The 23,571-nt window shown below is 67.6% G+C and carries 20 protein-coding genes; 14 read left to right on the forward strand and 6 right to left on the reverse strand.

The genetic code is table 11. The annotated features are described in order from the left end of the window. Positions 1-10 precede the first annotated feature (10 nt). A complete protein-coding gene (gene parC / locus G5B40_RS18765; protein WP_165101964.1) occupies positions 11-2,248 on the reverse strand; it encodes a DNA topoisomerase IV subunit A in 2,238 nt (745 codons plus the stop codon). Positions 2,249-2,295: 47 nt separating this feature from the next. Here parC and G5B40_RS18770 point away from each other — a divergent pair, with 47 nt between their 5' ends. Both G5B40_RS18770 and G5B40_RS18775 read left to right on the forward strand, forming a co-directional pair. Continuing rightward, on the forward strand, positions 2,296-3,132 hold the full coding sequence (locus tag G5B40_RS18770; RefSeq protein WP_165101967.1) for an SDR family NAD(P)-dependent oxidoreductase: 837 nt from the start codon (positions 2,296-2,298) through the stop codon (positions 3,130-3,132). Positions 3,133-3,453: 321 nt separating this feature from the next. After that, positions 3,454-4,431, forward strand: a complete 978-nt coding sequence (locus tag G5B40_RS18775; protein ID WP_165101970.1) for a sensor histidine kinase — start codon at positions 3,454-3,456, stop codon at positions 4,429-4,431. Positions 4,432-4,475: 44 nt separating this feature from the next. Here the strand turns inward: G5B40_RS18775 and G5B40_RS18780 are convergent, their stop codons facing one another. After that, positions 4,476-4,760, reverse strand: a complete 285-nt coding sequence (locus G5B40_RS18780) for an SCP2 sterol-binding domain-containing protein (RefSeq protein ID WP_165101973.1) — start codon at positions 4,758-4,760, stop codon at positions 4,476-4,478. A gap of 204 nt (positions 4,761-4,964) precedes the next feature. On the opposite strand from G5B40_RS18780, the gene G5B40_RS18785 reads away from it, so the two are divergent. Next, complete coding sequence (locus G5B40_RS18785) at positions 4,965-5,666, forward strand: haloacid dehalogenase type II (protein ID WP_165101976.1); 702 nt, start codon at positions 4,965-4,967, stop codon at positions 5,664-5,666. Positions 5,667-5,670: 4 nt separating this feature from the next. Here G5B40_RS18785 and G5B40_RS18790 read toward each other — a convergent pair whose 3' ends face one another. The 3 genes from G5B40_RS18790 to G5B40_RS18800 form a co-directional block, all read right to left on the reverse strand. Beyond that, positions 5,671-6,780 (reverse strand): pyridoxal phosphate-dependent aminotransferase, encoded by a 1,110-nt coding sequence (locus G5B40_RS18790; RefSeq protein ID WP_165101979.1) that lies wholly within the window; start codon positions 6,778-6,780, stop codon positions 5,671-5,673. A 68-nt stretch (positions 6,781-6,848) separates the two neighbouring features. After that, entirely contained in the window at positions 6,849-7,799 is a 951-nt protein-coding gene (locus G5B40_RS18795) for an NAD-dependent epimerase/dehydratase family protein (protein ID WP_165101982.1), read from the reverse strand. Further along, the gene (locus G5B40_RS18800) at positions 7,796-9,583 is read right to left on the reverse strand and encodes a fatty acyl-AMP ligase (protein ID WP_165101985.1); all 1,788 of its coding nucleotides are present in this window, start codon (positions 9,581-9,583) and stop codon (positions 7,796-7,798) included. Before G5B40_RS18800 ends, G5B40_RS18795 begins: the two co-directional genes overlap by 4 nt. Positions 9,584-9,783: 200 nt before the next feature. Between G5B40_RS18800 and betC the strand changes: the two genes are divergently transcribed. Together betC and G5B40_RS18810 are read left to right on the forward strand one after the other, a co-directional pair. Next, positions 9,784-11,298, forward strand: coding sequence for a choline-sulfatase (gene betC / locus G5B40_RS18805; RefSeq protein WP_165101988.1), 1,515 nt, complete (start codon positions 9,784-9,786; stop codon positions 11,296-11,298). A gap of 26 nt (positions 11,299-11,324) precedes the next feature. After that, a complete protein-coding gene (locus tag G5B40_RS18810) occupies positions 11,325-11,954 on the forward strand; it encodes a glutathione S-transferase family protein (protein ID WP_165101990.1) in 630 nt (209 codons plus the stop codon). A 52-nt stretch (positions 11,955-12,006) separates the two neighbouring features. Here the strand turns inward: G5B40_RS18810 and betI are convergent, their stop codons facing one another. Beyond that, on the reverse strand, positions 12,007-12,615 hold the full coding sequence (betI, locus tag G5B40_RS18815) for a choline-binding transcriptional repressor BetI (protein WP_165101993.1): 609 nt from the start codon (positions 12,613-12,615) through the stop codon (positions 12,007-12,009). Between the two features lie 153 nt (positions 12,616-12,768). Between betI and G5B40_RS18820 the strand changes: the two genes are divergently transcribed. The 9 genes from G5B40_RS18820 (at position 12,769) to G5B40_RS18860 (ending at position 23,559) form a co-directional block, all read left to right on the forward strand. After that, entirely contained in the window at positions 12,769-13,974 is a 1,206-nt protein-coding gene (locus G5B40_RS18820; protein ID WP_165101996.1) for a BCCT family transporter, read from the forward strand. Positions 13,975-14,027: 53 nt separating this feature from the next. Continuing rightward, positions 14,028-14,672: a glutathione S-transferase family protein gene (locus G5B40_RS18825; RefSeq protein WP_165101998.1), complete on the forward strand. Its 645-nt coding sequence runs from the start codon at positions 14,028-14,030 to the stop codon at positions 14,670-14,672. Between the two features lie 7 nt (positions 14,673-14,679). After that, entirely contained in the window at positions 14,680-16,338 is a 1,659-nt protein-coding gene (gene betA / locus G5B40_RS18830; RefSeq protein WP_165102001.1) for a choline dehydrogenase, read from the forward strand. Beyond that, entirely contained in the window at positions 16,335-17,321 is a 987-nt protein-coding gene (locus G5B40_RS18835; RefSeq protein ID WP_165102004.1) for an aldose epimerase family protein, read from the forward strand. The genes betA and G5B40_RS18835 overlap by 4 nt, the downstream gene beginning before the upstream one ends. A gap of 156 nt (positions 17,322-17,477) precedes the next feature. After that, positions 17,478-18,194, forward strand: coding sequence for an aquaporin Z (gene aqpZ, locus G5B40_RS18840; protein ID WP_165102007.1), 717 nt, complete (start codon positions 17,478-17,480; stop codon positions 18,192-18,194). 139 nt (positions 18,195-18,333) lie between these two features. After that, positions 18,334-19,194: a LysR substrate-binding domain-containing protein gene (locus G5B40_RS18845; RefSeq protein WP_165102009.1), complete on the forward strand. Its 861-nt coding sequence runs from the start codon at positions 18,334-18,336 to the stop codon at positions 19,192-19,194. A 102-nt stretch (positions 19,195-19,296) separates the two neighbouring features. Beyond that, the gene (acdA, locus tag G5B40_RS18850) at positions 19,297-20,532 is read left to right on the forward strand and encodes a 3-sulfinopropanoyl-CoA desulfinase (RefSeq protein WP_165102012.1); all 1,236 of its coding nucleotides are present in this window, start codon (positions 19,297-19,299) and stop codon (positions 20,530-20,532) included. Continuing rightward, a complete protein-coding gene (locus tag G5B40_RS18855; RefSeq protein WP_165102043.1) occupies positions 20,532-22,157 on the forward strand; it encodes a thiamine pyrophosphate-binding protein in 1,626 nt (541 codons plus the stop codon). Before acdA ends, G5B40_RS18855 begins: the two co-directional genes overlap by 1 nt. Then, positions 22,141-23,559: a tetratricopeptide repeat protein gene (locus G5B40_RS18860; RefSeq protein ID WP_211907364.1), complete on the forward strand. Its 1,419-nt coding sequence runs from the start codon at positions 22,141-22,143 to the stop codon at positions 23,557-23,559. The genes G5B40_RS18855 and G5B40_RS18860 overlap by 17 nt, the downstream gene beginning before the upstream one ends. The last annotated feature ends 12 nt before the right edge of the window (positions 23,560-23,571 follow it).

Below are 23,571 nucleotides of genomic sequence, written 5' to 3' on the forward strand. Positions count from 1 at the left end.
CTGGCGGGCGTCAGGTGAAGCGGTTGTCGCGCGGAAAGCCGCGCGGCGCCATCCGTCCCGCGCTCGCGCGCTTCGAAAGCCAGTCGTCGAGCTGCGTCTCCGTGCGGGTCCGCCCGGCCGGATCGAGCCAGGCGAGCCCGTCCGCCAGATTGAACGTCGTCGCGTCCGCCAGCCCGCCATCCTTGTATTTCTGAAGCCGCACGCCCTTGCCGCGTGTCATTTCCGGTAGCTCCGTCACGGGAAAGATCAACACTTTCCGGTTTTCTCCCGCGACCGCGACATGATCGCCCACGATCCGGCGGCAGACGCGCATCTTCGCGCCGTCCTTCAGGTTCAGCGCCTGCTTGCCGCTTCGGGTCTGGGCGATCAGATCGTCCTCGGCCGCGACGAACCCGTCGCCGGCCGAGGAAGCGAACAGGATCTTTCCGCCGGGGCGATGGAGGAGCAGCGCGACCATCGCCTCGTCATTCGCCATGTCGATCATCAGGCGCACCGGCTCGCCCATGCCGCGCCCGCCGGGGAGCTTGTGAACATCGAGGGTGAAGACCCGCCCGCCCGAGGCGGCGAGCAGCAGTCGGTCGGTCGTCTCCGCGTGCAGGATGAACCGCCCGGAATCTCCGTCCTTGAATTTCAGTTCGCTGTCGAGGGGCAGATGGCCCTTCAGCGCTCGGATCCAGCCCTTTTCCGAGCAGACCACCGTCACCGGTTCGCGCTCGATCATCGCCTCCAGGCTCACTTCCTCGACATCGGGGGCGTCGGCGATCTCCGTGCGTCGCGCGCCGCCGGGGGCGGAGCGGCCGAACGTGGCGCGGATTTCGCGGATTTCTTCCGCCACCCGCGCCCACTGGAGCACATCGTCGCCGATCAGCGCCTTCAGCCCGGCCTGCTCCTCGATCAGCCCGTCGCGTTCGCGGCGGAGCTCCATCTCCTCCAGCTTGCGCAGGTTGCGCAGCCGCATGTTGAGGATGGCCTCGGCCTGCGCGTCCGAAAGCTCGAATTCGGCCATCAGGATGCGTTTCGGCTCGTCCTCGTAACGGATGATCTCGATCACCCTGTCGAGATTGAGGAAGGCGACGATGTAGCCGTCGAGAACCTCCAGCCGCTTCGCGATCTGCTCCAGCCGGTGTTTGGAACGGCGGACCAGCACTTCTTGCCGGTGACTGAGGAAGGCCAGAAGCACCTCTCGCAGACCGCAGACCACCGGCGTGCGGCCGTCGATCAGCACGTTCATGTTGAGGCTGAAGCGCGTCTCGAGATCGGTCAGGCGAAAGAGGCTCTCCATCAGTTGCGCCGGGTCGACGCTGCGCGAACGCGGCTCCAGCACCAGCCGGATATCCTCGGCGCTCTCGTCGCGGACATCGGCGAGGATCGGAATCTTCCGGGCGTTCACAAGTTCCGCGATCCGCTCGATGAGCTTGGATTTCTGCACCTGATAGGGAATCTCGGTGACGACGATCTGATATTGGCCGCGCCCGAGATCCTCCACCACCCATTTTGAGCGGAGACGGAATGAGCCGCGCCCCGTTTCATACGCCTTCTGGATCACGTCGGGCGGGTCGATCAGCACGCCGCCGGTCGGGAAATCCGGGCCGGGGATCAGGTCCACCAGTGTCTCCACCCGCGCGCCGGGCGCCTTGATGAGGTGCAGAAGCCCGTCGCAGATCTCGTGCACGTTGTGCGGCGGGATCGAGGTCGCCATGCCGACGGCGATGCCGGACGAGCCATTGGCGAGAAGGTTCGGGAAGGCCGAGGGCAGCACAACCGGCTCGCGCTCGGAGCCGTCGTAATTGTCGCGAAAATCGACGGCGTCCTCGGAGAGCCCGACCATCATCGCCTGCGCCGCCGCCATCAGGCGGGCTTCCGTATAGCGCTGGGCGGCAGCGTTGTCGCCGTCGATATTGCCGAAATTTCCCTGCCCCTCGACCAGCGGATAGCGCTGCGAGAAGTCCTGCGCCAGCCGCACGAGGGCGTCGTAGATCGCCTGGTCGCCATGCGGGTGATAGCCGCCCATCACCTCGCCGACGATCTTGGCGCATTTGCGAAACGCCGCGCCCGGCTCCAGCTTCAGGCCGCGCATGGCGTAGAGGATGCGCCGGTGGACCGGTTTCAGCCCGTCGCGCGCGTCCGGCAGCGCCCGGTTGGTGATCGTCGAGAGCGCGTATTGCAGGTAGCGGTCGCCGAGCGCGCGGCGCATCGGCTCGGATACGATCTCGCCAGCCATTTTGTCATCTTCACGTTCTTCCACCATAGATGCCGTATAGGGGCGGGGCGGCCCCCGGGTCCAGAGAGGACGGCATGACGGCGCGGACAATCCTCATCACCGGATGCTCTTCCGGCATCGGCCTCGCCTCGGCGCGGGCTTTGAGGGCGCGCGGCTGGCGGGTTTTCGCGACCTGCCGGCAGGCGGCGGACGCGGCGCGGCTTCGCGATGAGGGCTTTGAAAGCTGGCGAGTGGATTACGCGGACGAGGCGTCGGTCGCCGCCGGCGCGACGCGGGCGCTGGAATTGACGGATGGTCGGCTCGACGCGGTTTTCAACAACGGCGCCTGGGCGGTTCCAGGGCCGATGGAGGACATGCCGCGCGCCGCGATGCGGGCGATCTTCGAGGCGAATGTATTCGGTCCGCAGCAACTTTCCGCGGCGCTGATCCCGGCGATGCGGAAGGCGGGGGGCGGGCGCATCGTGATGTGCTCCTCTGTCCTCGGCATGGTCGCGGCGCCTTACCGGGGGCCTTACAACGCGACGAAATTCGCGCTCGAAGGGCTGACGGACACGTTCCGGCGCGAGCTTCAGGGCAGCGGGATCGCGATGATCCTGATCGCGCCCGGCCCGATCCTGACCCCGTTCCGCCGCAACGCCCGCGCGCCCTTCGAGCGCTGGCTGAAACCGGCGCGCGCCACCTCCACCCACCCGGCGGAGATCTGGGACCGGATCGAGCGGCGGCTCTACAAGGACAAGGAGGGCGGGCGCTTCGATCTGCCGCCGGAGGCGGTGGCCGAAAAGCTGATCCGGGCGCTGGAGGCGCGGCGCCCGGCGGCGCGCTATTTCGTGACGACGCCGACCTACGGCGCCGATCTCCTCCGCCGGCTGCTGCCGACGCGGGTGTTGGACCGGATCATGGGTGGGCGGTGAGAGGGTGCGTTATCGCACGCGATAAGAGAGCCATGTCTTTGATTAGTATTGGCTATCGGGATTCCGTTAACCGGATTTAAAGGAAATATCGCGCGACAGATGCTGTTTTGCGGCCTGCGGACGGGGGATTGAGCGGGTGCTTGCTGGAGGGCGGGCCCCGCCCTGAACGGGGGGCGTCAGCTGCAGACACACGACGCGCTTTCCGACGCATTCACCGTCGAATCCGATCCAATTATCGGGTCACCACTTGCATGTCACAAGAATTCTCGTCCATTTGCGCTGAGAAAAGGTGGCTTTTTTGGCCAAGAGAGGTTGTTGGGTATGGATTCGCCGGAAAACCTCAAGGAATATCTCGCGGCGATCGTCGAGAATTCCGACGATGCGATCATCACCAAGAACCTCGACAGCATCATCCAGACCTGGAACAGGAGCGCCGAGCACATGTTCGGGTTCACCGCCGAGGAGGCCATAGGTCAGCCGATCACGATACTCATCCCCGACGATCGCCATCACGAGGAGATGGACATCATCGCAAGGCTGCGTCGTGGCGAGCGTATCCGTCATTTCGAAACTGTGCGGCGCCGCAAGGACGGGTGCGTGGTCCCGATCTCGCTGACGGTCTCGCCGGTCCGGAACGCGTCAGGGGATGTAATCGGCGCATCGAAGATTGCTCGCGACATCAGTCTGCAGAAAGAGGCGGCCGAGCGCCAGCGCATGCTTCTCGCCGAAATGCGGCACCGGGTCGGCAACTGCTTCGCCGTGGCGGGGAGCCTCATCACCGTTTCGGCGCGTCAGGTCGAGACCGCCGGCGAGCTCGCCATTCTGATGCGGGGACACCTGCTGGCGCTCGCGTCAGCCCACAAGCTGGCGGTCGCCGACCCCACAGGAGAAACAAGCGGCAGCACATCATTTCGCGAACTCGTCTCCTCGATCATCGAGCCCTTTGTCGGCGAGAAGGTCCACGACCTCGACATCGAGGATGTCCGCATCGCGCCGGCTTCGATCACGCCACTTGCGCTCATCTTCTACGAACTCTGCACGAATGCGATCAAATACGGCGCTTTCAGCCAAAGCGACGGCCATCTCTCCGTTGCTGCGCGCCGGAGAGGTGATCGTTTCATCATTGACTGGCGGGAGCGCTGCGACATCGACCCAGAGACGGCGCATGGCAAAAGCTTCGGGACGGAACTGTGCCACGACGTCGCAAAATCCGCTCTCGGCGGCACGATCACCAAGCATTTCGAGGCGACCGGCATGCGCGCAAGAATTGATCTCGATCCAGCGCGCTTCGCGGCTTGACCGCTTCCGGCGCAAGTCATCCGGTCTGAATACGCCGCCCGCCCCTACAGCAGCGTCTGCAACTGCATCGCCACCGAGAGATCGCCGTCGACCTTGATCTTGCCGGTGAGGAAGGCGGTCATCGGGTTCAGGTCGCCCTTCAGTAGTTTTTCGAGGTTCTTCTTCGAGAGCGTGATGGTGCAGTCCGCCTCCATGTCCCGCCGCGTCACCTCGCGCCGGTTGATGACGACGACGCCGTCGTCGCCGCAGTCGAACTTCATCACCTTGTCGAAATCGGACGCGGCGACGCGGTCGCGCATCTCCTGCGGAATATCGTCTTCTTCGGCCATCGATAGGAAACCCCTGCTGTTCAGCGCGTGAGCGCCGGAAAGGCGGCGCATCGACGCCCTCAGATAACGAAAGGCGCGGGGCGGCGATAGGCCTCCGCAGCCTGACCGTCGCGCATCGCCCGACGGGGAAGGGACGAGGCCGCCGGGGCTTGACCCGCGCGCCGGGCGGGCCGACCCTCGAACGAACGGAAAAGGGAGCGGGAAATGGCGATCAGGGCGGCGGTGTTCGATGTGTTCGGAACGGTGGTCGACTGGCGCGGCGGCGTCGCGGCGGAGATGGCGGCGGCGTTCCGTGCGAAGGACGTCGACCATGACGCCGCGGCCTTCGCCGATGCCTGGCGGGGCGAGTATCAGCCGGCGATGGAGCGCATCCGGACCGGGGCGCGGGGCTATGCCCGGCTTGACGACCTCCACCGCGAGAATCTCGACATCGTTCTGAAGGCGCGCGGGCTGGACGGGCTGTTCGACGCCGCCGAGCGCGATGCGCTGAACCACGCATGGGAGCACCTGCCGCCCTGGCCTGACAGCGTCGCCGGGCTGGCCGCGATCCGCGAAAGGATGCCGGTCGCGACATGCTCGAACGGCTCGATTTCGCTGATGGTGGCGCTGGCGCGGTTCGGCGGGCTGGTCTGGGACGCGGTGCTGGGCGCGGAGATCGCGCAGGGGTTCAAGCCCGACCCGAAGGTCTATCGCGCGAGCGCCGCGGCGCTGGGCCTGGCGCCGGACGAGGTGGTGATGGTCGCCTCCCACAACAGAGATCTCGCGGCGGCGCGGGCGGCCGGGCTGGCGACCGCCTTCGTCGCGCGCCCCGATGAGAAGGGGCCGGGGCTGGGCGAGAGCCGACCGGAATCGGACTGGGAGTTCGCCGCCGACGACCTGATCGACCTCTCGCGTCGCCTCGGCTGACCGCTCAGCCCGCGCGCGCGTCCGCCAGCGCGCCGGGAAGCGCGGCTTCGAACGCATCGAGGTCGGCCGGCCGGCCGGCGCTGACGCGAATGCAGCGGTTCTGCGGCGCAACGAACGGCATGCGGACGAAAATGTCGCGGGCGATCAGCCCGTCGAGCACGGCCTTTGCGAAGGCGCCGTCGCCGCCGCAGTCGATGGCGACGAAATTCGTCGCCGAAGGCAGCGTGGTGAGCCCGTTCGCCTCCGCGATCTTGGAGATGCGCGCGCGGGCTTCCGCCACCCGGCGCTTCACTTCCGCCAGCCATTCGCGATCCGCCAGCGCGGCGAGCGCGCCCGCCTGCGCCACGCGGTTGACGCCGAAATGGTTGCGGACCTTGTCGAAGGCGGTGACGAGCGGCGCGGCGGCGATGGCGTAGGCGACGCGGGCCCCGGCCATGCCGTGCGCCTTGGAGAAGGTGCGAAAGCGGATGACGCGCGTGTCGTCAGGGTCGATTTCAAGCGCCGCGCCTTCGGGCGCGAAGTCGATATAGGCTTCATCGAGGCAGAGAAGCGCGCCGTCGGGAACGCTCTCGATCATACGCTTCATGGCCGCCGCCTCCCAGAACCCGCCCATCGGATTGTCGGGATTGGCGAAATAGATCAGGCGCGCGCCCTCCGCCTTCGCCAGCGCGATCAGGCTTTCGGGGTCTTCGCGATCATCGACATAGGGGGCCGTCACCAGCCGGCCGCCATAGCCGGCGACGTGGAAATTGAAGGTGGGATAGGCGCCGAGCGAGGTTGCGACGGTTACGCCCGGCTCGACCAGCATCCGGTTGAGATAGCCGAACATGCCGTCGATCCCTTCGCCGACGGTGATGTTCTCCGGCTTCACGCCGTGATGCGCGGCGAGAGCGTGGCGAAGATCGTGGTTCTCCGGGTCGCCGTATTTCCAGATTTCGGCGGCGGCGCGGGTCATCGCCTCGATCGCCTTCGGCGAGGGGCCGAAGACGCTTTCATTGGCGCCGATTCGCGCGGTGAATTCGCGCCCGCGTTCGCGCTCCTGCGTCTCCGGGCCGACGAAGGGCACGGTAGAAGGCAGGCTCTCCACGAGAGGGGTGTAGATCGGTCCTGTCATCGGCTTTCCCTGATGGTGTTCGGCTTGCGCGGATTATCCGCCGGGGCGCGGGGCGGGATCAAGAGCGCTCAGAGTCGGTCTTCGGCGCGCGCCCAGGCCGCCATGTCCCTCAATCCGTCGGCGAGCGCGATCCGGGGGCGCCAGATGGCGGCGGGAGGGGCCAGCGCCGGGTCGCCAGACCAGTCGGCGTGCAGGATCTCGCGCGCCTTGCCGGGGGTCAGCATTTCCGCCGATCCGGTCAGAAGTTGCGCGGCGGCGCCGAAGGCGCCGATCAGCCGCAGAAGCGGCGCAGGCAGGCGCAGCGGCCGGGGCGCGCGCCCGAGCGCGGCGGCGGCGGCGGCGGTCAGCTCCGGCCAGGAGTACCCGTCGGCGCGCGCGTCGGTCAGTTCGTATGTCGCGCCGTCGCCCGGATGCGCGGCAAAGGCGGCGATGGCTTCGGCGGCGTCGCGGACATCGATCATCGCGACGCGCGCGGCGGCGCCGTTCAGCATGACCTGAACCGGGGCGTCGGCCAGTTTCAGGACCTTCAGGCTTTCGGCGTCATGGGCGCCGTAGATCGCCGCCGGGCGAAGGATGCGCCAGTCGGCGGCGGCGTCGGCCGCGAGCGCCGTCAGTTCGGCCTCTCCGGCGCGTTTCGAAGCGGCGTAGGCGGAAAGCGCCGGCTCGCGCGCCGCCATCGAGGAGACGAGAACGAAGCGCGCGTCCGGCGCATGGCCGCGCCAGGCGCGGGCCAGCGCCCGGGTTCCCTCCGCGTTCGCGGCCATGAATTCGGCTTCGCCGCGGGCCTTCACCAGCCCGGCCATGTGGATCACGACCTCCGCGTCCTCGACGAGACGGGCGAGCGCGTGCGGGTCGGAAAGCCGGCCCGGAATCAGCTCGATCGGCGTCGCGGCGAGTTCGGGAAGATCGGGCATCCGCCGCGCCAGCATCCGTAGCCGCCAGCCCTGCGCCGCCAGCGCCGCGGCGGCATGACGGCCGAGAAAGCCGGTCCCGCCGGTCAGGGCGGCGAGGCGGCTCACGCCGGCGGAGTCTGTGGCGGGGAAGACGCTGGAAGGTCGAAAAGCCCGTCGAGATACATCAGCCGCGCTTTCGCCCGGCTCAGCTTGCCGGAGGAGGTGGACGGCAACTCACCATTCTTCGCGAAGGCGATCCGGGCGTCCACGCCGTGCGACTCGCGCACCGCGCCGTGGATTTCGGCCCGCAGCGATTCGCGCCCGGCAGGGTCGCGAAGACGACATTCCACGACGACCACGATTTCCTCTTCGATCTTCGGGCCGCTGTCGTCGACCGTCGTGGAGAAGGCGGCGACCCCGCCCTCGCGCGCGTGCTCGACGCGGGTCTCGACCGTCCACTCGAGGTCCTGCGGCCAGATGTTGCGGCCATTGACGATCATCAGATCCTTGGCGCGGCCGGTGATGACGATCTGGCCGGCGTGCTCGCCGGTGGTAAGATAACCGAGATCCCCGGTGTCGAGCCAGCCGTCGGAAAGACAGGCGGCGGTCTGCGCGGGATCGCCGAAATACTCGCGCATCAGGCTCGGTCCGGCGGCGAAGATCCGCCCGACCCGCCCGTCGGGAAGCCGCTTGCCGGTCTCGTCGCGAATCTCCATCGCGTGATCCGGCAGGGGCGGGCCGCAGAGAGCGAAATCCCGCGCCTTGCCGCCCGCGACAGCCGGTTTCGCGATCAACTGGCGTTCCAGCGCGTCAAGGTCGAGCCGGGCGGTCCTGAGCCCCTGGCCGAGCGGCGCGAAGGAAAGCGCCAGCGTCGTTTCGGCCATGCCGTAGGATGGGGTGAAGGCGTCGGGATCGAACCCGGCTGCGGCGAAGGTTTCCGCGAAGGCGCGAATCACCGGAGCCTTGACCATATCGGCCCCGATCCCGGCGACGCGCCATGAGGACAGATCCAGCCCTTCGGGCGCGCGCCCGCGCGCCCGACGATGAGCCAGATCGTAACCGAGCGTCGGGCCGAACGTGACCGTGGCGCGGTTGCGGTCGATCAGTTCGAGCCAGAGCAGCGGGCGGCGGATGAAGTCCTTCGTGGCGATGTAATCGGCCGAGAACTGCGTCGCGATCGGCGTCAGGAAACAGCCGACGAGCCCCATGTCGTGATAGAGCGGCAACCAGCTCACCCCGCGATCGCCGGCGCGAAGCTTCAGCCCGTGCTCGGCGATGGCGTTCAGATTCGCCATCATCGAGCGATGGGTGACGGCGACGCCCTTCGGCGAGCCGGTGGTGCCGGAGGAGAACTGCAGATAGGCGAGATCGTCCGGGCGCAGCGTCGGATGCGGGGGCGGCGCGCCTTCGGCGGTCGGCAGGTCGCCGAGCCGGCCGCAGAAAAGAAGACCGACGTCGCGCATCGCCTCCGCCACCCAGTTTTCATACTCGGCGGGGGTGATCACCGCGCGGGCGCCGGCGACCGCGACGATGCGGCGGAGCTGGTCATTATAGGCTTCGCGGGCGCTGAACGCGACGGGAAGCGGCAGCGGCGCCGGGACGAGCCCCGCGAGCATGGCGCCGGAGAAGGCGCGGGCGAAATCGGCCTCGGTCTCGGCCAGGATCGCGACGCGGTCGCCGCGAGTGAGCCCGAGCGCGAGCAGCCGCGTGGCGGTTTCCGCCGCTTCCTCCTGCAGGCGCCGATAGGTCAGCACCTCGGACACTTCGCCGCGGCTGTTGTAATAGGTGAAACCGGTCGCTCCGGTTGCGGCATAACTCAGCGCTTCCGCGAAATTCGCGAAATTCGCCGGACGGAACTCAACGCCGCTTATCGTCGGCGCCGGCGCTGATATCTTTGCTGCGACCTGCATCTGTGGGGTATTGCGGCCGTTCTCTTGTCTTGCGGACGATCAGGGCTTGGCGTCTAGCACTTTCACCTCAGAGGCGGAAGCCCCGCTTGGGTCGCTCTTCCCAAATCGCGTCTGCATGTGTCGGTCGCTCACATTGGCTGGCGCGGCTCTTGAGGCTGTGTCAGAGCGGAGGCCGGCGCGACGGAAAGGGGAGAAACGCGATGGACCGGCCGAATATCCTGATCTTCATGGTGGATCAGCTGTCCGGGACGCTGTTCCCGGACGGGCCGGCGGGCTGGCTGCGCGCGCCGGCGCTGACAGCGCTCGCCGCGCGCTCGACCCGGTTCGCGAACGCCTACACCGCCAGCCCGCTCTGCGCGCCGGGGCGGGCCAGCTTCATGTCCGGCCAGCTGCCGCGGCGCACGCGAGTTTACGACAACGCCGCCGAGTTCGCCTCCGACATCCCGACTTACGCCCATCATCTGCGGCGCGCTGGCTATTACACCTGTCTGTCAGGGAAGATGCATTTCGTCGGGCCGGACCAGCTTCATGGATTCGAGGAGCGGCTGACGACCGATGTCTATCCGGCCGATTTCGGCTGGACGCCGGATTACCGCAAGCCCGGCGAGCGGATCGACTGGTGGTATCACAACATGGGCTCCGTGACCGGCGCCGGAGTGGCGGAGATCACCAACCAGCTCGAATATGACGACGAGGTCGCGGCGCATGCGAAACAGAAACTCTATCAGCTGTCGCGCGGGGAGGACGCGCGGCCCTGGGCGCTGACCGTCAGCTTCACCCATCCGCACGACCCTTACGTCGCCCGGCGGAGATTCTGGGATCTTTACGAGGATTGCGAACATCTGGAGCCGGTCGAGCCGACCTATGCGTTCGATGATCTCGACGCGCATTCGCAGCGCATCATGCGGGCGAACGACTACACCGCGTTCGAAATCGAACCGGAGGATGTCCGCCGGTCCCGGCGCGCCTATTTCGCCAATATCTCCTATCTCGACGCGAAGATCGGCGAATTGACGCAGGTGCTGGAGGAGACGCGGCAGGCGGAGAACACGATCATCGTCTTCACCTCCGATCACGGCGACATGCTTGGCGAGAAGGGGCTCTGGTTCAAGATGTGCTTTTATGACGGCGCGGCGCGGGTGCCGATGATGATCGCGGCGCCCGGCATGGCGCCGGGGCGGATCGACGCGCCGGTCTCGACCATCGACCTCGCGCCGACGCTGGCGGAGCTCGCCGGGGTCTCGCTGGCCGAAGTCATGCCGTGGACCGATGGCGAAAGCCTTGTTCCGCTCGCGCGCGGCGCGGCGCGCGGCGCGCCCGTGCTGATGGAATACGCGGCCGAGGCGTCGGAGGCGCCGCTGGTCTCGATCCGCGAGGGGCGATGGAAATACAATCGCTGCGCGCTCGACCCCGAGCAGCTTTTCGACATGGTGGCCGACCCGCAGGAGCGCATCAACCTCGCCGCCGATCCGGCCCACGCGGAAACGCTGGCCCGCTTTCGCGCGAAGGCGGAGGCGCAATGGGATCTCGCCGCCTATGACGCGGAGGTGCGCCAAAGCCAGGCGCGCCGGCTCGTGGTGTATGAGGCGTTGCGCCAGGGGGGCTATTACCCCTGGGATCACCAACCGCTGCAACAGGCTTCCGAGCGCTATATGAGGAACCACATGGACCTCAACGTGCTGGAAGAGCGCCAACGCTTTCCGCGGGGCGAGTAGACCCAACCTTGCCGAAGGAGCGTAAGATGCCGGATGATCTGATCTTTTACACCAACCCGATGTCGCGCGGCCGAATCGTCCGCTGGATGCTGGAGGAGGTCGGCGCGCCCTACCGGACCGAAGTGCTGAATTATGAAGGCGCAATGAAGACGCCGGAATATCTGGCGATCAATCCGATGGGCAAGGTGCCGGCGATCCGCCACGGCGACGCCGTGGTGACGGAATGCGCGGCGATATGCGCCTGGCTCGCCGACGCCTTTCCCGAGGCCGGTCTCGCGCCGCCGCCCCCGCAGCGCGCCGCCTATTACCGCTGGCTTTTCTTCGCCGCCGGCCCGCTGGAGGCGGCGGTGGTCAATCGCGCGCTCGGCTTCGAGGCGCCGCCCGAGAAGAAGCGCATGGTCGGCTATGGCGATTTCGGCGCGGTGATGGACGCGCTGGAGGGCGCCGTTTCCGGCGAGGGCTTCGTGGCGGGCGATAGATTCTCTGCGGCTGATGTCTATGTCGGCTCTCAAATCGGCTGGGGGCTGCAATTCGGCTCGATCGAGACGCGGCCCGCTTTCGAGGCCTATTGGAAGCGGGTCGGCGGACGTGCGGCCTGGCGCCGCGCGACTGCGCTGGACGACGCGGCGGCGGGGGAAGGCGCGCCGCCGGATTGAACGGGAGGCGCCAGACGGGGCGCGCAGCCGGGTCTTTCCGCGTGTGACGGGATCACGCCTCTGGGCCGGGCGCTGCGCCCCGTCTGGCGTCGAGCAGCAGATCGACGACTTTCGCCGCCTCGCGCCGCGCCGTCGCCGGGTGGAGCGGGCCCTCGGATTGCGCCGCTTCGAGCCAGACGCCGTCCATATAAGCCTGAAGCGCGGCGCGCGCGGTCTCTCGCGTCAGGGGCGGCGCCAGCGGCCGGAGCGCGGCGCGGAACTGGCTTCTGACCCGGACGCGGTTGATGCGGTGAAGCCGGGCGAGCGTTTCGCTCTGGGGCGCGAATGACCAGAACTGCATCCAGACGCTGCATTGCGCCCGCGTGAAGAGCCGATCGTCGAAATTCGCCGCGACCACGGCGTCGAGACGGGCGCGCGGGGTCTTCGCCTCGGCGTAGCGTTCCAGCAGCGCGGCGCGGAGGACGCCCAGCATCCGGCGCATCGTCGCCGCCAGCAGCCGCTCCTTCGAGCCGAAATAGTAGTTGATCGAGGCGGCCGAGGCTCCGGCCTCGGCGGCGATTTCCTGCATCGTGGCGGCGGCGTAGCCGCGCCTGTGGATCACCCGGATCGTCGCGTCGATCAGTTCCTGATGCCGGATCTCGCTTATGCGTTTACGCGCCATGTTCCCGCCCCGGCTATCGTTGTGATAGTTCGTCAGAATTGTACGAACGTATCAAAGATTAAACGCGTATTCAAAATTTGTTCAGTGAGTCGCCGCGCTGTGCTAGTATGGGGAGAGCGGCCGGAAAAGCGCCGCCCGGAACAGGGAAAGCGGATGACCTATATCCTTTCGGCGGGGGTCCTTCTCGCCTTCGCGCTGGTGATTTTCTGCGTTGTCAGGTGGTGGAACCTGCGCTGCATCGGCGTGACGCCGGTGCCGCTCTTCACCTTCATCGCCATTCTCTTCACCTCCGGCCTCGATGTCGGGCTGATCATGTTTCCTCTCAGCGAATTTCCGACCTACGCCGACACGGCCGCGAGTCCGGAATACGGCTTCACCAACCCGCTGGCGATCGAGTTCGGGTTCTGGGGCTTCCTGATCTGGGCGTTCTATTTCCTCACCAGTTTCTATTTCTGCGTGATCGAGCCGAGGGTGAGGTTCTTCGAGATTCCGTTGGTGAAGATCGTCAACAACATCGTCATCATCGGCACCTGCGCCTTCACCGCCAGTCTCTTCCTGGTCTATCTCCCCGGCTATATCCCCGAGATCGGCGATGGCGAGAGCGTGGTCGCGACCTTCTACCTGATCGTCTTCGTTGTGATCCTGGCGGCGGCTTATTCCTCCACCGACATCAAATACGTGAAGGTGCTCAGCGTCGGCTCGACCTGGCTTTTCGCGGCGCTGATCGTCGGTCTGGCGATCTATGGCGGGGTGGGGCCGGGGGCTTTCGGCGAGAGCCTTTCCAATATCGGCGGCTATTTCGCGAATCTTCACCGCTTCGTGCTGCCGTTCAACGATTATCACGCTTTCTACCTTTTCTGGTGGTTCGCGTGGTCGATCATGATCGGACAGTTCACATCTCGCTTCGTCGGCGGGCTGAGGACCTGGCAACTGCTGGGCGCGCTTCTGGTCTTTCCATCGATCCCGCTCGCGATCTGGTTCTCGGTTCTCTATTTCTACCACCAGAACGGGATCAGCACGGAGGGCGCGGTCAACATCGCGATGATCGTCGTCGGCGTCACCTTCGTCATCAATTCGCTCGACAGTCTGATCCGGCTCTATTCCGACAATCTCTCGATCACCGTCGCGCGTTTCGGCAAGGCGCCCTATGTCGTCGGCAATGTCGCGGTGCTCTTCGGGCTGACGCTGCTGTTCCAGAACCAGTGGCTGCAGATCCAGTGGATCGGCGCGGTCGTCGTCGGCCTCTATTTCGCTTGCCTGATCTTCATCTTCGTGACGAAGGGCGGGGAAGTGATGGCGATCGAGGCGTCGCCGCCGGAGCGCGAGCTCGACTTCACCCGGATCGAGAAGGTCCACTGATCCCCTCGGGCGGGGCCGCGCGCTCCGCCCGAATCTGATTGCGGAGTCATCACATGATTACTGTCTATGGCCGCGCCTCCTCCTCCAATGTCCAGATCGTTATGTGGACGCTGGCGGAGATCGGGCTGGATTATGAGCGGTTCGACTACGGCTTCGGCTTCGGCGGCGTTGATACGCCGGAATACCTGGCGATGAACCCGAACGGGTTGATCCCGACCCTGCGCGACGGCGATCTCGTGCTCTGGGAAAGCGCGGCGATCATGCGCTATCTCTCGGCCCGCTACGCCGATGACGGGTTCTGGCCGCGCGATCCGGCGGCGCGGGCGCCGCTCGACATGTGGGCGGAGTGGTGCAGGACGACGCTCGCCCCGGCGCTGAACGGCGGGGTCTTCATGCCGCTGGTGCGCGTTGCGCCCTCCAAGCGCGATCCGGCGAAAATCGCCCGCTCGGTCGAGGCGCTGAAGCCGGTCATGCGCCGGCTCGACGCGCGGATCGGCGACGGACCCTGGATGGCGGGCGAGACGCTCACCTTCGCCGATATCATGGTCGGCAACCTGCTCTATCGCTACTACACCGTGGAGTTCGACAAGGCCGAGACGCCGGCGCTCGACGCCTATTACGCCCGTCTGGTCGATCGTCCGACCTATGCGGAGCATGTGATGGTTTCCTACGAGCCGCTTCGCGCGCGCGACGTCTGAGCGGGAGATGGAGGCCGATTTCGTCATTGTCGGCGCGGGCTCGGCGGGTTCCGCGCTCGCGGCGCGGCTTTCCGAGGATGGCCAGCATGATGTTCTGGTGCTGGAGCATGGTGGGACCGACTGGGGGCCGCTGATCCGGATGCCGGGCGCGCTGTCCTATCCGATGAACATGGCGCGCTATGACTGGGGCCTGAAATCCGAGCCCGAGCCGCATCTCGGCGGCCGGGTGCTGGCGGCGCCGCGCGGCAAGGTGATCGGCGGCTCGTCCTCCATCAATGGCATGGTCTATGTGCGCGGCCATCCCCGCGATTACGATCACTGGGCGGAGATGGGCGCCGCCGGTTGGGCGGGCGCCGACGTCCAGCCCTATTTCGAGCGGATGGAGAACTGGGACGGGCGCGGCGAGGGCGACCCTGACTGGCGCGGCGCCGAGGGACCGCTCCATGTGACTCGCGGCGCGCGGGAAATCCCGCTCTTCGACGCGTTCATTCGCGCCGGAGCCGAGGCGGGGTTCGAATTGACGGAGGATTACAACGGCGAGAAGCCCGAAGGCTTCGGACCGATGGAGCATACAATTCGCAACGGGCGGCGCTGGTCCGCCGCCGACGCCTATCTCAAGCCGGCGCTCGGGCGCGCGAATTGCCGGTTGCACCGCTGCCTGGCGCGCCGCGTAGTCGTGGAGGCGGGGCGCGCCGTCGCGGTCGAGGTCGAGCGCGGCGGGCGGATCGAACGGATCGGCGCGCGGCGCGAGGTGATCCTTGCGGCGTCGGCGTTCAATACGCCGAAGCTGCTGATGCTGTCCGGGATCGGCCCGGGCGTGGAGCTCGCGGCGCACGGGATCGACATTGTCGCCGACCGGCCCGGCGTCGGCGCCAACTTGCAGGATCATCTGGAGGTCTATGTGCAGCAGGCCTGCACCCAGCCGATCACGCTTTACAAGCACTGGAATTTGTTCTCGAAAGCGTTGGTCGGCGCTGAGTGGCTTTTCTTCGGGACCGGGCCCGGCGCCTCCAACCAGTTCGAGAGCGCGGCTTTCCTGCGCTCGCGCGCCGGCGTCGAATACCCTGACATCCAGTATCATTTCCTGCCCTTCGCCGTGCGCTATGACGGCAAGGCGGCGGCGGAGGGGCACGGTTATCAGGCGCATGTCGGGCCGATGCGCTCGGTCTCGCGCGGGGCGGTGACGCTGCGCTCAAGCGACCCGAAGGCCGCGCCGGTGATCCGCTTCAATTACATGAGCGATCCCTCGGACTGGCGTGATTTCCGCCATTGCGTCCGGCTGACGCGCGAGATTTTCGCTCAGCCCGCCTTCGCCCCCTATCGCGGCGCGGAGATCCAGCCGGGCCCCGATGTCCGGAGCGACGACGAACTGGACGATTTCATCCGCGCGCATGTCGAAAGCGCCTATCACCCCTGCGGCACGGCGCGGATCGGCGCGCGGGACGATTCGATGGCGGTCGTGGACCCCGAGTGCCGGGTGATCGGGGTCGATGGGCTCAGGGTTGCGGACAGCTCGATCATTGCGCGGATCACCAACGGCAATCTCAATGCGCCTGCGATCATGGTCGGAGAGAAGGCGGCGGATCATATCCTCGGCCGCCCGCCGCTTCCGCCTTCCAACCGCCGGCCGTGGATCAGCCCCCGCTGGCGCGAGAGCGACAGGTGAGCGTCCGCCCGTTCGGCGTCACGGCGAAGGGTGAGCGGGTCGAAGAAGTGCGCATCGCGGGCGGCGGGCTTTCGGCGGCGTTCCTGACCTGGGGGTGCGTGACGCGGGAGATCCGGCTCGACGGGTTGGGCCGGTCGTTGGTGCTCGGCCTCGCGGATATTGGCGAATACGAGCGTCACGGCCAACAGCATGTCGGCGCGATCGCCGGGCGCTGCGCCAACCGGATCGCCGGCGGGCGGTTCGTCATCGATGGCGTCGAATATCAGGCGGCGCGCAATGTCGGTGGAATGACGACGCTGCATGGCGGCGATGGCGGGTTCGGCCGCTCGCTCTGGCGGCTGGTCGATCATGGCGCCGATCACGCCCGCTTCGCTATCCGCCATGAGGACGGGGAGGAAGGCTTTCCCGGCGCAATCGAGGCCGAGTGCGCTTATCGGCTGGCGGAGGGCGGGCTGAATATCGAGTTGACCGCGCGGGCGGAGGCGCCGACGCTCTGCAATCTGGCGCAGCACAACTATTACAACCTCTCGGGCGCGGCGCGCATCGACGAGCACGAGCTATGGCTCGCCGCGGAGACCCTGACGCCGCTCGGGCCGGAGATGACGCCGACAGGGGTGGTGGAGCCGGCGGAAGGCGGGCGGGACTTTCGCCTGAAGCGCCGGGTCGGCGCCGCCAGAATCGACGTCAATTACATCCTTGCGGAGGCGCCGCGCGCCGCGCCCGTCCTCGCCGCGCGGCTCAGCGCCGGCGGCGTCGAGATGGCGCTCGAGACGACGGCGCCCGGTTTGCAGCTGTACACCGCCGACGGGCTCGACCCGCCGGCGGGCGGCGCGGAGGGCCGGCCTCTCGGGCGGCGCGCCGGGCTCTGCCTCGAGCCGCAACTCTGGCCGGATGCGCCGCGCCACGCGCATTTTCCAGGCGCGATCCTGCGGCCCGGGGAGGTCTGGCGACAATTGACGCGGCTGCGTTTTTCCGCGCGCTGAGGCGCGATTTCGGCCGCTCTTGCCGATAATCAACGCCTGTTCGCGCCGCGGGGTGGACGATTTAGCTTGTCTGGACGGCGATCGTGGGATCAATAGGCCCGCGCTGCGATGGCGCCTTGTTTCAGGATGCTGTTCAGGATCAACCGGGAGGGTCCCATGATCAGAAAACTTTGCGCCGAGGCGCTCGGAACATTCACGCTGGTCTTTGGCGGTTGCGGCGCCGCCGTGCTGGCGGCGGGGGTGCCGGAGGTCGGCATCGGCTTCGCCGGCGTCGCGCTTGCGTTCGGGCTGACGGTGCTGACCATGGTCTATGCGGTCGGTCCGATCTCCGGCGGGCATTTCAATCCGGCGGTCTCATTCGGGCTGGCGATCGCCGGCCGTTTCGGCTGGGCGGACCTGATCCCCTACTGGATCGCGCAGATCGTCGGCGGCGCTGCGGGGGCGGCGGTGCTGTATCTGATCGCCTCGGGCGCGCCGGACTGGGTGGCGGGCGGCTTCGCCTCCAACGGCTATGGCGCGCTATCGCCCGGCGGTTACGGCATCGTCGCGGCGCTGGTGGCCGAAATCGTCCTCACGGCGTTTTTCCTCATCGTCATTCTTGGCGCGACGCACACCACTGCGCCGGTCGGCTTCGCGCCGCTGGCCATCGGTCTTTCGCTGACGCTGATCCACCTGATCTCGATCCCGGTCACCAACACCTCGGTCAATCCGGCGCGCTCGACCGCGGCGGCGCTGTTCGCGGAAACCGGGGCGATGGGTCAGCTCTGGCTGTTCTGGATTGCGCCGCTGGTCGGCGCGGCGATCGGCGCGGCGATCTGGGTGGGGTTGCTGGAGCGCGGGACGGAGCCGGATATCGCCGGCGAGTCGCGCTGAACGGGCGTTCCAGCGCAAGAGAGGATGTTAGGCGCGCGGACGGCGTTTGCGCGCCTCACGCCGCTCGGGCCGCCGCGCGCCGCCGCTCGGGCGAAAATCCCGTTTCATCTGTCCGGCGCGCCCGCCTAGGGTCCGGGTGATGAATATTCGGCATCTCCGGACCCTCGTCGCGGCGGTCGAGCGCGGCTCTTTCGCCGCGGCGGGCGAGGCGGTCGGCGTATCTCATTCCGCCGTCAGCCTGCAGATCAAGAGCCTTGAAGACGAGCTTGGCGTTTCGCTCTTCGACCGCTCGAAACGCCCGCCGGCGCCGACCGCGCGCGGCAGGGCGCTGGCCGATCACGCGCGCAAGACGCTGGAGCATTTCGACGCCGCCCGCGCCATCGCGACGGGCGAACTGGTCAAGGGCAAGCTGACCGTTGGCGCGGTGCCGACCATGCTTTCCTCAATCCTGCCGCATGCGTTGGCGACGCTGCGCGACCATCACCCCGAACTGCGGATCGAGATCCGTTCCGACAGTTCCGCCGGGCTGGCGGCGCGGTTGCAGCGGGGCGAACTGGATATTGCGCTCTGCACGCGCCCGGACCCCTCGCCGCCCGGGCTTGAATGGCGCCATGTCGCGACCGAACCCTTCGTGGTGATCGCGCCGGCGCACGCGCCGGGCGAGACCGACGCCGACCTGCTGACCGGGTTGCCCTTCATCTGGTTCAATCGCAAGACCTGGGCCGGTCGCGGAATCGAGGCGGAGATGCAGCGGCGCGGGATTCCGGTCAGCGCCGATATCGAGATCGACTCGCTCGATGCGATCTCTTCGCTGGTCGGCGCCGGGCTGGGCGTCTCCATCGTGCCGGTCTGCAAGGGCGCGCGGCCTTTCCCGCGCCGGCTCCGCTCGCTGCCCTTCGGCGACCCGCCCTATTGCCGTGAAATCGGCGCGCTCGTGGCGCCCGAGGGCGCGCCCGAAGACCTGATCGAAACCTTCATGGCGGCGCTTCGCGCGGTTTAGCGTGTAATTTTCTTACGGTAACCGTTTGCATATATCGCTTTCATGAGGATGACTTGAGGAATACCCTCCTCACGGCGGCGTGAGTCCGGCGGAGGGAAGAAAATGTATGACGCGGAGGGCGGGCGCGGCCCGTGGTTCGATCTGAGCGAGGATCAGGCGGCGCTGCAGACGCGCGCGCGGCGTCTGGCCGAAGACATCGCCGGCCCGCAGGCCGCCGAGACCGACCGGACGGAGACCTATCCCCAACCCGTCGTGGATGCGCTGACCGAGGCCGGGTTCATGGGCCAGACCGTCCCGGTGGCGCTGGGCGGCCGGGGCGCGAGCTATTTCGATACGGTGCTGGTGATCGAGGAACTTGCGCGCCATTGCGGCGTCTCCGGGCGTATCGTCGTCGAGGGCAATATGGGCGCCGTCGGCGCGATCCTCGCCTATGGAACGGAGGCGCAGCGCCGGCTGGCGGCGGAGCATGTGCTTTCCGGCGACAAGCCGGCGATCTGCATCACCGAGCCCGGCGCCGGCAGCGCCGCCACCGAGATGACCACGACGGCGCGGCGGATCGGCGACGAATGGGTTCTCGATGGCAAGAAACACTGGATCACCGGCGGCGGGATCTCCCGCCTCCACCTGATCTTCGCGCGGGTGGTGGAGGACGGCGAGGACAAGGGCGTCGGCGGTTTCATCGCGCTTCAGGGCGAGGCCGGGCTGAAGATCGGCGAGCGCGAGCCGGCGATGGGGTTGCGCGGCATCCCCGAAACGGAAGTGATTTTCGACGGGCTGCGGCTGCCCGCGGACCGGCTTCTGACGCCGCCCGCCGGACTGAAGCGCGGCTTCGCGCAACTCATGGACGCTTACAACGCGCAGCGGGTCGGCGCCGCGACGGTCGCGCTCGGCGTCGCGCGGGGCGCTTTCGAGACGGCGCGCGCCTACATGAAGGCGCGGGAACAGTTCGGCCGGCCGCTGGCGGAGTTCCAGGGCCTCCAGTGGATGCTGGCGGACATGGCGATGAAGATCGACGCGGCGCGGCTGATGGTCTGGCGCGCGGCGCTTTCGGCCGAGGCGAGCGGAACCGGTTTCCCCGACCCATTGCTGGCGGCGGAAGCGAAGATCGTCACCTCCGAAATGGCGGTCGAGGTGACGAACGCCGCGCTTCAGCTTCACGGCGCGGCCGGCTACAGCCGACGCAACCCGATCGAGCGCATGGTCCGCGACGCACGGATGTTCACAATCGGGGGAGGCACCGCGCAGATGCTGAGAAATCTGGTCGCCGGTCGCATATTGGAGATGAAGACGCCGCAAATCCGCGGCGGGTATCTGCCGCGAGCCTCGGGAGGGGCATGATGAAGGACAGCGCGCCGGCGATCATGACCGCCGCCGATGTGATCGCCCGGCGCCTGGCCGAAGCCGGCTGCGCGCATGCGTTCGGCATCCCCGGCGGCGAGGTTCTGGCGCTGATGGAGGCGCTGGGCCGCGCCGGGCTGCGCGTCACGCTGGTCAAGCATGAGAACGCCGGCGGCTTCATGGCCGAGGGCGCATGGCATGCGACCGGCGCGCCGGGCGTTCTTTTCGCCACGATCGGGCCGGGCGTCGCCAACGCGGCCAACGTCGTCGCCAACGCGTATCAAGAGCGGGTTCCGCTGATCGTGCTGACCGGTTGCGTTCCGGCGGTGGAGGCGATGACCTACACCCACCAGGTTTTCGACCATGTCCGCTTCTTCGAGCCGATCACCAAGGCGGCGATCCGGGTCGAGGCCGGCACGGCCGCCATCGCCATCGACAAGGCGCTGAAGATCGCGACCTCCGGCAGGCCGGGGCCGGTCCTCCTCGACGTGCCGATCGACGTGCAGCGCGAAGCGCCGGAGATCTTCCACCGTTCGGCGCATCATGCGGAGGCGCCGATGGCGCCCTCGGGCGCCGAGCTGGAGAAGGCGCGCGCATGGCTGGCGGAGGCGGAGCGGCCGCTGGTGATCGCCGGGCTCGACGTGCTGACGCAACGGGCAGGCGAGGCCGTCGCGGCGTTCTGCGAGCGTCATGGCGCGCCGGTCATCGCCGCCTACAAGGCCAAGGGCGTGGTGCCGGAAGGCGAACCGCTCGCGCTTGGCGGGGCCGGGCTCTCGCCGATCGCCGACAGGGAATTGCTGCCGCTGGTGAAGGCGTCGGACTGCGTTGTCCTCGCGGGGTACGATCCGATCGAGATGCGGGTCGGATGGCGCGACCCCTTCGCGCCGGATCAGCGGGTGATCGATATCGCTGCGGATCCGAACACCCATTACATGCATCAGGCGCCGCTGAATTTCACCGGCGACGTGGCCGCCTCGCTCGGCGCGCTGTCCAAAGGCGTCGCGCCGCGCGAGACCTGGGCGGGCGGCGAGCCGGCGGCTGCGAAGGCCCGGCTGCGCGCGCTCTTCCAGCGCGACGAGGCCTGGGGACCGGCCGCCGTGGTGGATGAGGCGCGCCGCGCCTCTCCAGCCGGAACGGTGGCGACGGTGGACAGCGGCGCGCACCGCATCGTGCTCTCACAGGTCTGGGAGAGCGATCATGCCGGGGGGCTTTTGCAGTCGACCGCGCTCTGCACCATGGGCGCGGCGGTTCCGCTCGCCATCGGCCGGAAATTGGCGGAGCCGGATCGGCCGGTCATCGCCTTCGTCGGCGATGCGGGGCTTGAGATGGGGCTGGGTGAATTGGCGACGATCCGCGATCTCGGGCTCGGGATTCCCGTCGTGGTCTTCGTCGATGGTCAGCTTGGGCTGATCGAGCTGAAACAGCGCGGAATGGGGATGGAGACGCTCGGCGTCGAGTTTCCGGGCACGGATTTCACCGCCGTCGCCAACGCGATGGGCGGGGTCGGCGCCACCGCCGCCGACCGCGCGTCGCTCGGCGCGGCGATCGATGCGGCCTGGCGGCGGGAGACCTTCACGCTCATCTCCGCCATGATCGGGAGAAACGCATATGATGGACGGATCTGAGGGTCGCCGCGCGCCCCGCGCGGGCGCGGACCCGCGCGGGGTTCCTGTCTCCTACGCCAACGCGGACGCCATCGACGGGCTGGAGCGGGCGTTGGAGATGTCGCTCGCCTTTCGCGGCGACGCCATCGCCGAGATCGACGCGGTGCTGGCCGCGCACCCGGATTTCATCATGGGCTGGCTCTTCAAGGCCGGCTGGCTGACGCAGGCGATGGAGACGCGGATCTACGGCGAGATGGTCGCGGCGCTCGACGAGGCGGAGAGGCGCGCCGCCCACGCCAATGATCGCGAACGCGGGCATCTCGCGGCCGTCCGCGCCTGGGTGCGCGGCGACTTCTTCGGGGCGGTGCAGGAGTGGGAGAAGGTGCTCGTCGCCTGGCCGATGGACCTTTTCGCGCTGGAGCTGGTTCATCTCACCGATGTTCTGCTCGGCGACGTGGTGGGACAGCGCGACGCGGTCGCGCGGGTCTTCAACCTCTGGGACGAGAGCGTGCCGGGGTACGAGTTCGTCCTCGGCTTCTATTCCTTCGGGCTGGAGGAGAACCGCGATTTCGGCCGGGCGGAGGAGCTGGGCCGGCACGCGCTCAGCATCCGGGCGGACAACCCCTACGCGGTCCACGCGGTCTCTCATGTCATGGAGATGAAGGGGCGTCAGCAGGGCGGCATCCGGTTCATGAAGGAATATGAGGACCGCTGGGGGACCTCGAATTTCTCCAATCATCTCTGGTGGCACACTTCGCTCTATCATCTCGACATCGAGGAGCGCGGCAAGGTGCTGGAGATCTACGACGCGCATCTCAGCTCCGAAGGCAAGGCGCATGACAAATACGAGGAGCTTGACGCCGCCTCGCTGCTTTGGCGCCTGAAACTGGCGGATGTCGATGTCGGCGAGCGTTGGCGGCACCTCGCCGACAAGTGGGAGCCTGCGGCGCAGGACACGCTCTACGCCTTCAACGACGTCCATGCGATGATGGCCTATGTCGCCGACGACCGAAAAGACGCGCAAAAGGCGCTGCTCACCGCGAACGAACGCTATGTCGAAAGCGCATCGGACGCCAATGTCGCGATGAGCCGTGAGATCGGGATGCCGTTCTGCCTCGCCATCCAGGACTTTCAGGCCGAGCGCTACGGCGCCTGCGTCGATCGGCTGCTGCCGGTGCGCTACATGACGCATCGCCTCGGCGGCAGTTACGCGCAGCGCGACGTGATCGGCTGGACGCTGCTGGAGGCCGCGCTCCGGGCGAAACGCTTCGACCTCGCGCTGGGGCTCGCCAATGAGCGGACCGCGTTGAAGCCGACTTCGGCGCAGAACTGGCGCTGCGTCGCGCGGGCCTTTCGCGGGTTGGGCCAGACCGGCCGGGCGGAGCGCGCGGAAGCTAAGGCCCAGTCGCTGATCGCCGGCTGAAGCGCCTGGCGG

The sequence above is a fragment of the Pikeienuella piscinae genome (genome assembly GCF_011044155.1).
GTDB classification, from domain to species: Bacteria; Pseudomonadota; Alphaproteobacteria; order Rhodobacterales; family Rhodobacteraceae; genus Pikeienuella; species Pikeienuella piscinae.